General features: G+C 60.8%; 12 protein-coding genes. 9 read left to right on the plus strand and 3 right to left on the minus strand.

Annotated features, from left to right (window positions below; all coding sequences use genetic code 11):
* Positions 1-5 precede the first annotated feature (5 nt).
* From CH290_RS09335 to CH290_RS09350, 4 genes are read left to right on the plus strand one after another with little or no spacing between them, the layout of a single operon-like run.
* Positions 6-1,211: a CaiB/BaiF CoA transferase family protein gene (locus CH290_RS09335; RefSeq protein ID WP_033190846.1), complete on the plus strand. Its 1,206-nt coding sequence runs from the start codon at positions 6-8 to the stop codon at positions 1,209-1,211.
* Complete coding sequence (locus CH290_RS09340) at positions 1,199-1,978, plus strand: enoyl-CoA hydratase/isomerase family protein (protein WP_033190807.1); 780 nt, start codon at positions 1,199-1,201, stop codon at positions 1,976-1,978. Before CH290_RS09335 ends, CH290_RS09340 begins: the two co-directional genes overlap by 13 nt.
* Positions 1,975-3,147: an acyl-CoA dehydrogenase family protein gene (locus CH290_RS09345; protein ID WP_033190808.1), complete on the plus strand. Its 1,173-nt coding sequence runs from the start codon at positions 1,975-1,977 to the stop codon at positions 3,145-3,147. The genes CH290_RS09340 and CH290_RS09345 overlap by 4 nt, the downstream gene beginning before the upstream one ends.
* Before the next feature lie 4 nt (positions 3,148-3,151).
* The gene (locus CH290_RS09350) at positions 3,152-4,393 is read left to right on the plus strand and encodes a CoA transferase (protein ID WP_033190809.1); all 1,242 of its coding nucleotides are present in this window, start codon (positions 3,152-3,154) and stop codon (positions 4,391-4,393) included.
* A 72-nt stretch (positions 4,394-4,465) separates the two neighbouring features.
* On the opposite strand, the gene CH290_RS09355 is transcribed toward CH290_RS09350, so the two are convergent.
* Both CH290_RS09355 and CH290_RS09360 read right to left on the minus strand, forming a co-directional pair.
* Positions 4,466-5,446, minus strand: a complete 981-nt coding sequence (locus CH290_RS09355; RefSeq protein WP_052083375.1) for an NAD-dependent epimerase/dehydratase family protein — start codon at positions 5,444-5,446, stop codon at positions 4,466-4,468.
* A 98-nt stretch (positions 5,447-5,544) separates the two neighbouring features.
* Positions 5,545-6,261, minus strand: coding sequence for a FadR/GntR family transcriptional regulator (locus CH290_RS09360; protein WP_033190810.1), 717 nt, complete (start codon positions 6,259-6,261; stop codon positions 5,545-5,547).
* A gap of 212 nt (positions 6,262-6,473) precedes the next feature.
* Between CH290_RS09360 and CH290_RS09365 the strand changes: the two genes are divergently transcribed.
* The 3 genes from CH290_RS09365 (at position 6,474) to CH290_RS09375 (ending at position 10,025) form a co-directional block, all read left to right on the plus strand.
* A complete protein-coding gene (locus tag CH290_RS09365) occupies positions 6,474-7,463 on the plus strand; it encodes an acyl dehydratase (protein WP_033190811.1) in 990 nt (329 codons plus the stop codon).
* Entirely contained in the window at positions 7,439-8,296 is an 858-nt protein-coding gene (locus tag CH290_RS09370) for an HpcH/HpaI aldolase/citrate lyase family protein (RefSeq protein WP_080748823.1), read from the plus strand. Before CH290_RS09365 ends, CH290_RS09370 begins: the two co-directional genes overlap by 25 nt.
* A 166-nt stretch (positions 8,297-8,462) precedes the next feature.
* Entirely contained in the window at positions 8,463-10,025 is a 1,563-nt protein-coding gene (locus CH290_RS09375; protein WP_230621149.1) for an AMP-binding protein, read from the plus strand.
* Positions 10,026-10,106: 81 nt separating this feature from the next.
* Here the strand turns inward: CH290_RS09375 and CH290_RS30520 are convergent, their stop codons facing one another.
* Positions 10,107-10,262, minus strand: a complete 156-nt coding sequence (locus tag CH290_RS30520; RefSeq protein WP_170947596.1) for a hypothetical protein — start codon at positions 10,260-10,262, stop codon at positions 10,107-10,109.
* A gap of 19 nt (positions 10,263-10,281) precedes the next feature.
* On the opposite strand from CH290_RS30520, the gene CH290_RS09380 reads away from it, so the two are divergent.
* On the plus strand, positions 10,282-13,686 hold the full coding sequence (locus CH290_RS09380) for a pyruvate carboxylase (RefSeq protein WP_033190812.1): 3,405 nt from the start codon (positions 10,282-10,284) through the stop codon (positions 13,684-13,686).
* 147 nt (positions 13,687-13,833) lie between these two features.
* The coding region (locus tag CH290_RS30195; RefSeq protein ID WP_170947604.1) for an NAD(P)-binding protein at positions 13,834-13,938 on the plus strand (105 nt) is incomplete at its 3' end.

The raw sequence follows: 13,938 nt of genomic DNA on the forward strand, positions 1-13,938 counted from the left end.
TCGACGTGGCCCCAGCAACCGGGCCCTTGGCCGGTATCCGCGTCATCGACATCTCGTCTTCTTATGCTGCTCCGACGACGTCGATGTACCTTGCGGATATGGGTGCCGACGTGATCAAGATCGAGCCGCTCCGGGGTGATGACGCGAGGGGTTGGGGCCCCCCGTTCCTCAACGGTGAGGCTGCCTGGTTCCTGTCGGTGAATCGGAACAAGCGCAGTATGTGCCTTGATATTCGAGGAGAATCGGGACGTGAGGTTCTCTTCAAGCTGTTGGAGTCTGCAGACGTCTTCATCGAGAATCTCAATCCCACCAAGCTCGTAAAACACGGACTCGATCCGGAGTCCCTCCGAGCGCGGTTCCCGAAATTGGTGATCTGCGCTTTCAGCGGCTTCGGATTGACCGGCCCCGATGCTGGTCTGCCCGGTTACGACCTGATCGCACAGGCAAGGTCAGGAATCATGAGCGTGACCGGTGCCGACGGGGTTCCTCAACGGGTAAGTACTGCCTTGTCGGATGTGGCAGCAGGAACAGTAGCGGCGTTTGCCGTAGCCTCTGCCCTTGTGCGCCAGCAGCTTACCGGCGCAGGTGAAGTCGTCGACGTTGCACTTCTCGAAGCCGATTTGGCGTTCATGTCGCCTCGTATCGCGAGTTACCTTGCTGGCGAACCGGAGCCCAAGCCTTGCTCGGGGAGGGATTCTGTAGTCGCCATCTACCAGTCCATGCGAACAGCGGACCGCCCGATCGTCGTGGCGATCGGTAACGATGGTCATTGGCGTCGCTCGTGCGAAGCGCTCGGCCTTCAAGTGCTCGGCGCACGCGAGGATCTTCGGACGAACGCAGACCGCCGGGCACACAGGGACGAGGTAGTCGACGCCTTCCAGGCGCGTCTGGAGGCTTTTTCGTCGGAAGAAGCCCTGAAGATTCTGCAGGACGTGGGGGTCCCGTGTGCTCGCATCAACTCGTTGTCGGAAGTAGTCACCGACCCACAGGTGGAGGCACGGAACGCGATTGTCGACTACGTTCACCCGGTCGCAGGGACGTTCCGCGGAGTAGGGACGCCCTGGCGTCTGTCCTCGGATCCCAAGGATCGACAGGCCCGGATACCAGCACCTCAGCGCGGAGAACATGGCCGCGCTGTGCTTGCGGAACTCGGCCTGGACGAGTCTGCGATTGCCGCACTGTCCGACGAGGAGGTCGTATGGGTTCCGTGACGAACGTCGAACAACTCGGTCGAGTTCTGACGATCGAGATCAATCGCCCGAATCAATTGAACGCACTCAATTCGACTGTGTTGAGCGAAATTCGGTCTGCGCTCGAACGTGCTCAGCATGAGCAAACGGTCGGCGCCATTGTCATTCGTGGCCGGGGCGATCGAGCGTTCAGCGCCGGTGCGGATCTCGACGAGATCAGAGGCCTCAGCGTGGAGGCCGCTCAGTCCTTCATCCATGCAGGCCAGCGGACTATGTCCGCCATCGCCGATTCCGTTGTCCCCGTTGTAGCAGAAGTCGACGGGTTCGCGCTGGGCGGTGGTTTCGAACTCATGCTGTCGTGCCACGTGGTCATTGCTTCCGATCGAAGTCAGTTCGGGCTCCCGGAAGCACGGATCGGGTGTATCCCTGGATTCGGCGGCACTCAGCGGCTGGCCAAGTCGGTCGGCAAGCCAGCCGCGCTGCTGATGATGCTCGGCGGTGAACGCATCGGATCCGATCGTGCGTGGCAGACTGGACTTCTTTCCGTTCCACCGCTGCCCCCCGAGGACACCGCGACGCAGGCTCGTCGACAGGCAGAACTGATCGCTTCGGGAAGTCGGAGCGGGGTAGCCAACATTCTCGATGCGGCGCGACCGGCATTTGCGGCCGCAGCGCTCGACCACGAGGCCGCGCTTGCTGCCATTTCCATCGCCGGACGGGACGGGCAAGAAGGCATAGCCTCCTTCGCGGAACGTCGCGCACCTACTTTCCACGAGGATCTCCAATGACTACAACCTGGGCCAGCGTCGATTACGACGTAATCGCGGCCGTCGACACACTGATCGCGCAGACCATCGGTCCCCAGGCGGTGACACTCGATGCAACCGGTCAGTTCCCGGCTGAAGGGTTGGCTGCACTGGCTGATGCCGGCCTGGGCATTCTGCAGATGGACAAGTCGTTGGGAGGGACGGGCTCGAGCACTTCGACGTACGCAGAGGCCTTGTCACGGGTATCGGCCGCCTGCGGTGCTACATCGACTGTATACATGACACAGATGCACGCAGCTCACCCGATTCACTTACTGGGCTCACAAGCGCAGATAGACAGATGGATCCCTGCCTTGTGCGATGGAACTGCAATCGGCTCGATTGCGTTGACCGAACCTGGAGCGGGATCCGATGTCGGTGCGATGCGCACAGTGGCTCGTCGCGACGGTGACAGCTACGTGATCAACGGCGAGAAGACATTCATTTCCAACGGCGACCGGGCTGACGTCGTAGTGCTGTTCGCATCCGTCGATACTGCTCTCGGAAAAGCCGGGGTGACAACTTTCCTACTCGATACCGCGGCGCTCGACGGTTTCACCCCTGGTCTGCCCATGAAGAAACTGGGCCAGAAAGGTGCGTCGACCGTGAGTTTGTCTTTCCAGGACTGCAGAATTCCACTGTCGGCGCGCATGGGCGAGGAAGGCCAGGGATACCCGCTCCTGCTGAGGTCGGTCACCCGATCGCGAATCAGCGCTGCAGCTCAGGGTGTCGGCTTTGCGCAGGGCGCCTTCGACGCCGTGGTGACCTGGGCTGCCGAGCGTGACCTGTTGTCGTCCAGGACTTCGCACGCGCAGGATCTCCAGTTCGAACTCGCCCGTCTACGGGGCGAAATCACGGCAGCGCGCACGATGCTGCTCTCGGTGTCCGATCTGGTCGACGCGAGCGCGGAAGAGCCGGTAGCCGAGGTGTCGTTGGTCAAAATGCACTGCACCACTCTGGGCACGACTGCGGCTGCACGCTGCGTAGAACTCCTCGGCCCGGACGGGGATCTGGTTTCACTCGGCGCCGAACGGTGTCTCCGGGATGCGAAGATCGCAGAGATTTACGACGGCACCAATCAGGTGCAGAGCATGCTGGTCGCTCGTGATATTCGGCTCGCCGCAACTGCCGGCAACGAGCGCGAGAAATAAGCGCGTGTCGGATTCGACATCAGCGGCGGCAGGACCACTCCGGGGAGTACGTGTTATCGAAGCTGCCTCGTTCGTTGCAGGGCCATCTGCCGGACTCGCGTTGAGCCAACTCGGCGCCGAGGTGATCAGAGTAGACCCGCCCGGCGGCGGAAGTGACTTCGGACGGTGGCCACTCTCGCGCAAAGGCATGAGCCTGTTCTGGGCTAACCTCAATCGCGGCAAGAAGTCAGTGACGATCGACCATCGCACGCCGGAGGGACGGGAGTTGCTCTTGGGCTTGATCACAGCCCCCGGAGCAGGCCGAGGAATTCTCGTGGACAACATGGTTGGCCGACAGCGAATACGGCACGAAGAACTCACCGATCGCCGGTCCGATGTCATCCACGTTCATATCGAAGGCCGCCGCGGCGGCCTTCCCGCCGTCGACTACTCGATCAACGCAGAGGTCGGCGTCCCTCTCATGACCGGTCCACGAGACTCGACGGCACCGGTAAATCACGTGTTGCCCGCGTGGGACCTTGTCACTGGAATGATTGCCGCGAACTCTGTCTCCGCCGGCCTCGTCCGCAGAGATCGAACCGGAGCTGGGTCGAAAATCGATGTGGCCCTGTCCGACGTGGCTCTCGCCGGTGTAGCCGAAATGGGATGGCTGGCCGAGGCCCGAGAATCGGGTACAGCACGGCCACGTCTGGGCAACCACATGTTCGGGACGTTCGGTGTCGACTTCGAGACCAACGACCGACGCCGACTCATGGTGATCGCGTTGACTCGAGGCCAATGGCACGCTCTCCAGAGGGCCACGGGAACCGAGGATGTCTTCGTTGCACTGGCTACAACCTTCGGCGCGGATCTCGGCGACGAAGGGGAGCGTTTCCGGTATCGCGAAACGATCGAATCCGTGCTGAAGCCGTGGTTCTCTGCACGAGATTTCGACGAAGTGCGAGTGCGTCTCGACGAATCGCGCGTGCTCTGGAGTCCCTATCGCGATATGGCGCAGGTGGTTGAGGCGGCCCTGGCCGACACCTCCAGTATTGTTCGCGAAATCGACCAACCAGGTGTCGGCCCCATGCTGAGTACCGCCGCGCCATGGAGATGGGGCGACCAACATGCACACTCGAAGCCTGCTCCGGAGCTGTCGCGCGACACCGACGATGTCTTGCGGGACTCGCTGGGACTGAGTGCGGCCGAGCTCCACGGGCTACGAGAACGTGGAGTCATCGCAAGCGGTTCTGCAAGAACGGATTGAACCCGATGCCGGCGCCGACTCCTACGAGTCGGCGCCGGCATTGTGTCGTGATGGGACATTCGGCCGCAATGGCTAAGTCCGAGTGGATATACCAGCCCAGTCGATGACGCTACGCAAGCCCTCCTCGAGCTCGACTCTCGGGGTGAAGTCGAGAACCTCTTGCATCCGCTTTTGGCTTACCAACTGGTGGCGGGTGCGACTTTCGTCGAAGACGATCGAGGCAGGATCGGCACCAGCCAGCTGCGCCAGAGATCCATAGATTTCGCTGGATGTGCGGGGGATACCCGAGACATTGATCGGCATTCCGGTGGCATCGGAGAAGACCGCACGACAGATGGCTTCTGCGACGTCGGCGACGTGGATGAGGCCGTGTCGTGCGTTGGATGCCCAAGGAATGGTGGGCGTAGAACCTGCGTTCACTGCTGCGATGAGATCCGTCATCAGCGACGCGTTCCCGCCGGGACTGCTACGCGGGCCATACACAGTGCCCAGTCGCAATGCCAGATAGTCCGGTCCGCCGGACGCTGCAAACGCTTCCAGGTAGGCCTCAGCGGCGAGTTTGGTGGCCGCGTACATGTTCAGTCCGGCGAGTGGCCAGGGCTGGTCTTCGGTGAAGGGTTCGCGGTGTGGGTCCGAGAACGAGCCGTAGACGGTATGAGACGAGCCGAAGACGAAGCGTCGAGTGCCTGCGGCCCGCGCGGCGGTGAGCAGGTCGTACACCGCCCCGACGTTGACGTCGTGTGCGTCTCGCGGCCTCTCGGATGATGCCTGGGTTCGCACCGCGGCGAGGTGCACGATTACGTCACTCTTGTCTACGAGCGAGTCGAGGGCAGACGGCTCGCGTAGATCCACGAGCCTGGTGCTGACACGACTCAACTGTCCCAGTTCCTCGAGCCTGGTCTCACCACCCGCGTCCGTTGCGACCACGATCGCGCGCAAATCGGTCGACAGCGCCTCCACGACGTGTGATCCCACGAACCCGGCGGCGCCGGTTACGACAATTTTCAGTGGCGCTGTCGGGTCTGGCCTCGACGGCGACAAATTGGTACTCATTGATTGATCTCCCAGCGCAGGACGCGTGCGTGACGTGCTACCTGCCGAGTAGTAGTAATTACCTCTTGTGAAGCACGGTGTTCACTGCCCGACCGAATTCAGCATGGAAGCGAGTACTGCAGAACGAAGTCCAGGTGCTCCCGCATCGCAGCGCCGGCACGCGTCGGGTCACCTGCTTCGATGGCCGCTTCTATCGCAATGTGCTGTCGGACCGTCTTTTGGGCGACCTCTGGTGTGACCTCCAAGAACTGAGCTGGATGGGTAGCGTCGTGCACTGAAGACACGAATGCGGCGAGCAGCCGATTTTTGGACGCATAGCCGATGGAAGAGTGGAAACGACGGTCGTACTCGGGAATGTTCGGATCGTCGATCGAAATCTTCTTCTGCAGCTCGATCACAGCTTTCATCGTTGCGATGTCCGCATCGCTGCGGTTGCGGGCTGCCCATTCCGCAGCGGGTATCTCCAGCAGGCGTCTGACTTCGGTGATTTCTGCGATGTCCAGTGCGCCTATTCGAACGATGGTGTCCATCGATTCGCTCAACATCTGGCTCAACGAGTCGGGAGTCACGGTGTTGACGAAGCTGCCGCCGGCAACTCCCGGGATCTTGCGAATGAGGCCACCGCTGACCAACGCTCCCAACGCCTCCCGGACAGTCGGTCTGCTGACTGCGAACAGTTGCGCCAGTTCGGTCTCGGGGGGAAGTTTGGATCCTTGCTTGAAACGACCGTCCAGGATCGCCTCGCGAAGTTGCTGTTCAACCTGATCGCGAGGCCGCGTGACCTGTTGGGCTTTGAATGGCTTGTGAGGGGTCACGGTCGTAAGTCTCCAGTCGGGTCCGTGCTTCGTACGTGCTTCGTCCGGATTCGACGAATGCCGCAAAGTCCTACAGGTCGCGGCAAGTACCGAACGGGCTTCCGTCGGCTCCTCGGTTGGAAACGACGTTAGCGGTGATGCTTGACAGATTCTATCCAGTGCTCCAATAATCTGACACTATACTAGCTGTAAAATTTTGACGGAGGAGATCAGTGACGGTTTCAGGTCGGGAATGTGTTCGCAGCCCATACTTCGACGAATTGACCGTGGGCCAGGTTTTCGACACTGCGCCTGCGGTGACTCTGTCCGACGGTCTGCAAGCAGTGCACGGCGCGATCGTCGGAAACAGGCATTCGTTGTCGCTCGATCACGAACTCGCCCGCACGGTCACAGGTGGCGCTGTCGCCAATCCTGCTCTCGTTTGGGATATCTCGATCGGTCAGTCGACCATCGCTACGCAACATGTGAAGGCGAACCTGTTCTACCGAGGTTTGTTTTTGCATCGATTGCCAATGATCGGGGACACCCTGCGTACGACAACAGTCATCGAAGCGCTACGGGAGAATTCCGGACGGTCCGGCCGGCCACCCACCGGCCTGGCGGTTCTGCATATCACTACAGTCGACCAACACGGGTGCACCGTGCTCGACTACCGACGTTGTGCGATGCTCATGCTCGCTCCAGGCGCCCCGCCAACGGGATTTTCCGACGAGATCGACCGTTCGCAACACTCAGACGGTGTTGTCGATCCGTTCACCTCGGTTGCAGGGTGGAACCTCGGCGCCTTCCCGCGGTTGCCGCGGACACTGAAGGTTGGGGACGAGCTGGAAGTGCTCGGCGGCGATATCGTTTCCAGCGCTCCCGAACTCGCCCGTTCGACCGGAAACCTTGCGCGGGTCCATCACGACTCAGTGGCAGGTGGTGGAACTCGACTGGTTTACGGCGGACACTCCATCGGTATCGCTTTTCATCATCTGTGCCAGGCGCTTCCCGGGCTCATCACCGTTGCGGGCTGGCGTGCATGCGATCACGTGGCACCCGTGCACGAGGGGGACTTTCTGACGTCATCTGTAACCGTGGAAAGCATCGTGACCAATGAATCGGGGTTTGACGCGATGGATCTGCTGATCTCCACGACACGCCGCGCACCCGGCGGAGACTCGGAGGAAGTTCTGACGTGGCGCCCTACAGTGATTGTCTAGACGAGGCCCGCCGAATCATCGAGTCGGCGCGTAGCTTTCTGTTCGTGCCGGCATCACGGCCCGATCGAGTTGCGAAGGCGCACAGTACAGCTGCGGATGTCGTTATCATCGACCTGGAAGACGCCGTGGCGCCGGCGGATAAAGAGGCCGCCTTGCGAGCGGCCGTCGAATGGCTGTCGGCAATCCGTCACGGCCCACTGTCGATGGTTCGAGTCAACCCGCCTGGGTCTCCCTGGCACGACGCAGAGATTGCGTCCCTGTCGCAGCTGGGCACTCCGCTCATGATTCCGAAATCGGAGGCCGCCGAATGGTTGGGTTCCCTACACCGAGAAGCCGGCGTCCCTTTGGTGCCGCTGATCGAGACCCCGCGAGGGGTTCTGCGGGCCGAATCGATCGCAGATACCGATGGTGTTGTTCGTCTTGCTTTGGGGCACATCGACCTCGCTGCTGCACTAGCGGTCGCCCCAGACTGTTACGACGCATTCCGTAATGCTCGTTCGGAACTGGTGTTAGCAAGCGCGGCAGCAGGGTTGGCCTCACCCGTGGATGGCGTTACGACTTCCGTTGGCGACCTCGGGCGACTTGTCGAAGATATCGCACATGCGTCATCGCTGGGTTTCGGCGGCAAGTTGTGCATTCATCCTCGCCAGGTGGATGTGGTTCACGATGCACTTCGTCCTTCCGATACTGAACTCGCCTGGGCCCGAAAAGTCATTGCAGTTGTTGACGCCGACAAGTCGGTTTCTGGTACAGGCGCGATCGCCGTAGACGGTGAAATGATAGACCCGCCTGTGGTGGTTCGAGCCCGCGCGATCGCAGCACGCTCGCTGTAGCTCGTAGCCCATCCCACTCCTTCACTTTCGAAATTAGCGACGCTGTTGTTTCATTGAGTCTTTGGAGGCTAACTTGAATTGGACCACGACCGTTCCCGACGGGAGCGTCGTCACACAAGCCGAAGCGGAGTCGAGGCTACAATCGGGTCAGTGGTCGAACAGTTCGTTGGTCAAATATCTCGACGACGCTACAGCGTCCTATCCGGATCGAATTGCAGCAGTCAGCGTCGACCACGCGGGCCGAACAGTTCGGGAAATGACCTATTCGGAACTGGACTCGGCAAGTCGATCCGTCGCGGCGGGGCTTCGCTCGTACGGCGTCCGCCCCCGTGACGTGGTGACAGTGATGATGACGAACTCCGCAGAGTTTCTGGCTGTGGTGTACGGAGTACTTCGAGCCGGGGCAACGTACTCCGGGATACCGATCACGTACGGAACCCATGAGGTCGAGTTCATGACCAGAACTACCGGAACGAAGCTGTTGATCGTGTCCAGGCGCCACGGTTCCCGCGATGTCGTGACCTCGTCCATTCCTACACGCCTTCGCGAGAATGGCTCAGTGACAGTCGTGGTGGCCGGCGAGTCTGTCCCCGGCACGGTCGCACTCGACGAATTGACGGATGTCGCCGACGAATTCGAAGAAAGACCCGCCGACCCCCTCGGTATCGCTCAATTGGCCTTCACCTCGGGAACCACGAGTGAGCCCAAAGCGGTCATGAACCTGCATGCGACGCTCGACGTGGTGATTCGTGGATGGGCATCGCATGTCGGCGCCGGCTCGCTCGGGGATCCGATGCGTAACTTGGTCATGTCGCCGGTCGGGCATTCGACAGGGTTTTTCTGGGGAGCGCTCTTCACGGTGTATTTGGGCGGAACGGCAGTGTTCATCGAGAAGTGGAGTCCGGAAATCGGAGCGCAGGTCATTCGGGACGAACGGATCACGTTCATGATCGGCTCGCCGACCTTCGTCATCGACCTCCTGGGAGCAGCTGAGTTTCAGGAGCGGAAGGCGAGCCCACTCCGTCTGGTGGCGATCGCCGGTGCACCTATCCCGCGGCCACTGATGCGCGCAGCGGAGCAGGCGCTGGGGTGCACGGTGATCCCGGCCTGGGGTATGACCGAGTTCGGGATCGCGGTGTCCGGGCGACCGGGTCTGACAGAGCTCAATCGTGAAACGGACGGAGTGCCGTTCGGTAGCGCCGAGATCAGCATTCGCGATACCGACGGCACCGAGGCGCCCATCGGTACCGAGGGTCAGCTTTGGTTGCGTGGCACCGGAATGTTCGTCGGCTATTACAACCAGCCCGGTGCCACTCGCGATGGATTCGACACGGACGGGTGGTTCTCGACCGGGGATATTGCGAAATGGGGGCCCCAGGGTTCGGTCACGATCACCGGTCGAAGCAAGGACATCATAATTCGCGGCGGGGAGAACATCCCGGTCGGCTCCGTCGAAAGTCTGATCTTCGAGCATCCTTCCGTGATCGAAGCTGCGGTAGTCGGGTACTCCGACTCCCGGCTCGGGGAACGGGCCTGTGCCTTCTTGCGCTGTAACCCAGGTGCTGACTTAACCGTGGCCGAACTCGGAGCCTTCTTGGTCGAGTCTGGATTGGCTAAGCGATACTGCCCCGAGCAGGTGATCGTGGTGGACGATTTTCCGAAGACCATGAGCGGAAAGATCCGCAAAGTGGACCTACGAGATCGTCTTGCAGCGGCTGTAGAAGGCTGAGGTCCGGCACCTGTATGTCTGGTGCTTGGACGGTGTCCAGCCTTGACAAAAAGTGGATTTGCTTCCATTATGTTAAATGTCTTACAGCAAATACTCGATGTTTCGGTGGTCGCCGAGCAGGCCGGTGAATGCTCCGGCGAGGCTATCGGCGCCGTTGTCGGCCAGGGAGTCGCTGCTGTCCAGCAGACTTCGACCCTGATCGGTCGTGCTCGTCCACCATTCCGTCCTCGTTCGCACAGACAAGGCGTTGATTCACATGCTCGAGAAACTGCTCGTTGCCAATCGCGGTGAAATCGCGATCCGCGCGCTTCGCGCCGCCTACGAATTGGGTATCTCCACTGTTGCGGTGTATCCGTACGAAGACCGAAACTCGGTCCACCGACTCAAAGCTGACGAGTCCTATCAGATCGGCACAGAGGGTCATCCGGTGCGTGCGTATCTCTCGGTCGATGAGATCGTCGGCGCCGCGCAGAGGGCGGGTGCCAGTGCGATTTATCCTGGGTACGGGTTCCTGTCCGAAAACCCCACTCTGGCCGAGACCTGCGCGCGCGAGGGTCTGATCTTCGTCGGACCGCCGGCGCGGGTGCTGGAGCTTGCCGGGAACAAAGCTCGTGCTATCGAGGCGGCTCGGTCGGCTGGACTACCAGTTCTCGCTTCATCGGCACCCTCGACAGACGTCGACTACTTGATGAGTGTTGCATCCGACATGGTGTTCCCGCTGTTCGTCAAAGCTGTTGCGGGCGGCGGTGGTCGGGGTATGCGTCGTGTCGAAAGCCTGGACGACCTGAGGGAAGCGGTCGATTCGGCCGCGCGAGAGGCTGAATCCGCGTTCGGAGACGCGACGGTGTTTCTCGAACAAGCTGTCATCAACCCGCGCCATATTGAAGTCCAGATTCTCGCTGACAACTACGGCAACGTCATTCACCTGTTCGAGCGGGATTGTTCGCTACAACGACGCCACCAAAAAGTGATCGAACTGGCTCCTGCGCCCAACTTGGACCCCGGTCTCCGTCAGCGTATCTGCGCAGATGCAGTGGCCTTTGCGAAGGCCATCGGTTACTCGTGCGCCGGCACAGTCGAGTTCCTCGTAGACGAGAACGGTCGACACGTATTCATCGAGATGAACCCGCGTATCCAGGTCGAGCACACCGTCACCGAAGAAATTACGGACGTCGATCTGGTGCAGGCTCAGCTCCGCATCGCCTCGGGTGAATCGCTCGCAGACTTGGGTTTGAGTCAGGAATCGATTCGGGTTCACGGCGCGGCGTTGCAGTGCCGCATCACAACCGAGGACCCGACGAGTGACTTCCGGCCCGACACGGGAAGAATCACTGCATATCGAACACCGGGTGGTGCCGGCGTGCGTCTGGATGGCGGTACCGTGCTGGGTGCCGAGATCGGCGCCTATTTCGATTCCATGCTGGTCAAACTCACCTGCCGTGGAACTGACTTCGCCACTGCGGTTGCACGTGCGCGTCGCGCCGTTGCGGAGTTCCGAATCCGAGGAGTTGCGACGAACATTCCGTTTCTCCAGGGTGTTCTGGACGATCCAGACTTCCGCGCAGGCAAAGTGACCACGTCTTTCATCGCTGATCACCCAGAGCTACTCGGATCCCGTAGCTCTGCAGATCGAGGTACGAAGATCCTGAACTACTTGGCGGAGGTGACTGTCAATCGTCCCAACGGGGACAGGCCGGTGTCGATCTATCCTCACACCAAGTTGCCCGCGGTCGACATGTTGATCCCGCCTGCGCACGGCTCGCGGCAGCGTCTCGAGGCACTCGGACCCAAAAAGTTCGCCGCCGACCTCCGCCGCCAGTCGGCGCTGGGCATTACCGATACCACTTTCCGCGACGCGCATCAATCGTTGCTGGCAACTCGCGTACGAACGCGTGACTTACTTGGTGTCGCAGGCCATGTCGCTCGGACTACGCCGGAACTCTTGTCCCTGGAGGCGTGGGGTGGGGCGACATACGATGTAGCCCTGAGATTTTTGCACGAGGATCCTTGGGAGCGGTTGGCAGCGCTGCGTGAGGCTGTTCCCAACATCTGTCTGCAGATGCTGTTGCGTGGGCGGAACACTGTGGGCTACTCGCCGTACCCGCAGACCGTGACTTCCGCGTTCGTCGACGAGGCAGCGTCGACCGGAATCGATATCTTCAGGATTTTCGATGCGTTGAACGATGTCGAGCAGATGAGACCGGCGGTCGACGCGGTTCTCGAAACCGGCTCTGCCGTAGCAGAAGTGGCGATGAGTTACACAGGAAACCTGATGGATCCAGGTGAGAACCTGTATACCCTCGACTATTATCTGCGCTTGGCGGAGCAGATTGTCGACTCCGGTGCGCACGTGTTGGCAATCAAAGACATGGCAGGTTTGTTGCGGGCTCCCGCAGCATCGCGACTCGTCGGCGCACTTCGCTCGCGTTTCGATCTCCCCATCCACGTCCACACTCACGACACGCCTGGGGGACAGCTTGCGACCTACCTCGCTGCTGTTGCCGCAGGTGCCGATGCTGTCGATGGGGCGAGTGCACCGCTGGCGGGCGCAACGAGTCAACCAGCGCTGTCCGCGATCGTCGCGGCTACCGCTCATACATGCCACGATTCTGGCCTCGATTTGGATGCGGTGTGTGCACTCGAACCGTACTGGGAAGCGGTGCGCCGTGCATACGCACCGTTCGAATCGGGGCTTCCGGCGCCGACCGGCCGGGTGTACAACCACGAAATACCGGGTGGTCAGCTCTCGAATCTGCGTCAGCAGGCTGTGGCTCTGGGCTTGAACGACCGATTCGAGGAGGTCGAAGCCAAGTACGCGGATGCGGATCGTGCACTAGGGCGTTTGATCAAGGTCACCCCTAGCTCCAAAGTCGTCGGCGACCTTGCGTTGGCGCTTGTCGGTGCCCAGCTGTCAGTCGAGCAATTCGTGGACGATCCTTCGAAACTGGACATCCCCGATTCGGTCATTGGTTTTCTCGAAGGCGAATTGGGAACTCCCCCTGGGGGGTGGCCTGAGCCACTTCGCACCCGGGCCTTGGCCGGCCGACACGTCGCCAAGAGTACCGGGGTCGTGTCGGACACTGACGCAGAGTCCTTGCGTCAGCGGGGGAAGGTTCGCCAGGGCACCCTCAACAGGCTTTTGTTTCCCGGGCCGACCAAGGACTTTCAAGATCACCGTCAGCGTTTCGGCGACACGTCCCTGTTATCGTCGAACCAATTTTTCTACGGCCTGAGGCAGGGCGAGGAACATCACGTCGATCTGGATCCTGGTGTGACCCTTCTCATTGGGCTCGAGGCGATCTCGGAAGCGGACGACCGCGGCATGCGAACTGTGATGTGTCTCTTGAACGGTCAGTTGAGGCCTGTCCTGATACGGGATCGTGCAGCGAAGTCCGAGCATCCAACGACCGAGCGAGCAGATCGTTCGAATCCTGCCCATGTCGGAGCGCCGTTCGCCGGTGCTGTGTCCTTGGCTGTCGAGATCGGCGATCGCGTGGAAGCAGGTGATGTCCTCGCGACTATCGAAGCGATGAAGATGGAGGCTTCGATTTCCGCTCCACGAGCCGGCGTAGTCGAACGTACTGCCATCGCCAGATTGCAGCAGGTCGAAGGTGGCGACCTGATCGTGGTCTTGTCGACCACTCAGTCGGCACCGGGATGAGACACAGGCAATTGGCCGTCGCCGCTTACCGGAGCCGCTCAACGCTTACTGGAAATTGAAACCGAAAGGTTTTCCGAACCGATCCACCAAGGAAGTAGCCCCTTGCACGCCAACGAGAAACCCCTCGGTCCAGGACTCACCCGAGCGCTGGCGCAGCGAGTACATCGGCATCACGTCGTCATCATCGGCTCCGGGTTCGGCGGTCTCTTCGCGGCGAAACAACTGCGCAAGGCCAACGTCGACGTCACGCTG

It is taken from the genome of Rhodococcus sp. 06-156-4 (assembly GCF_002259345.1).
Classification (GTDB): Bacteria; Actinomycetota; Actinomycetes; order Mycobacteriales; family Mycobacteriaceae; genus Rhodococcoides; species Rhodococcoides fascians_E.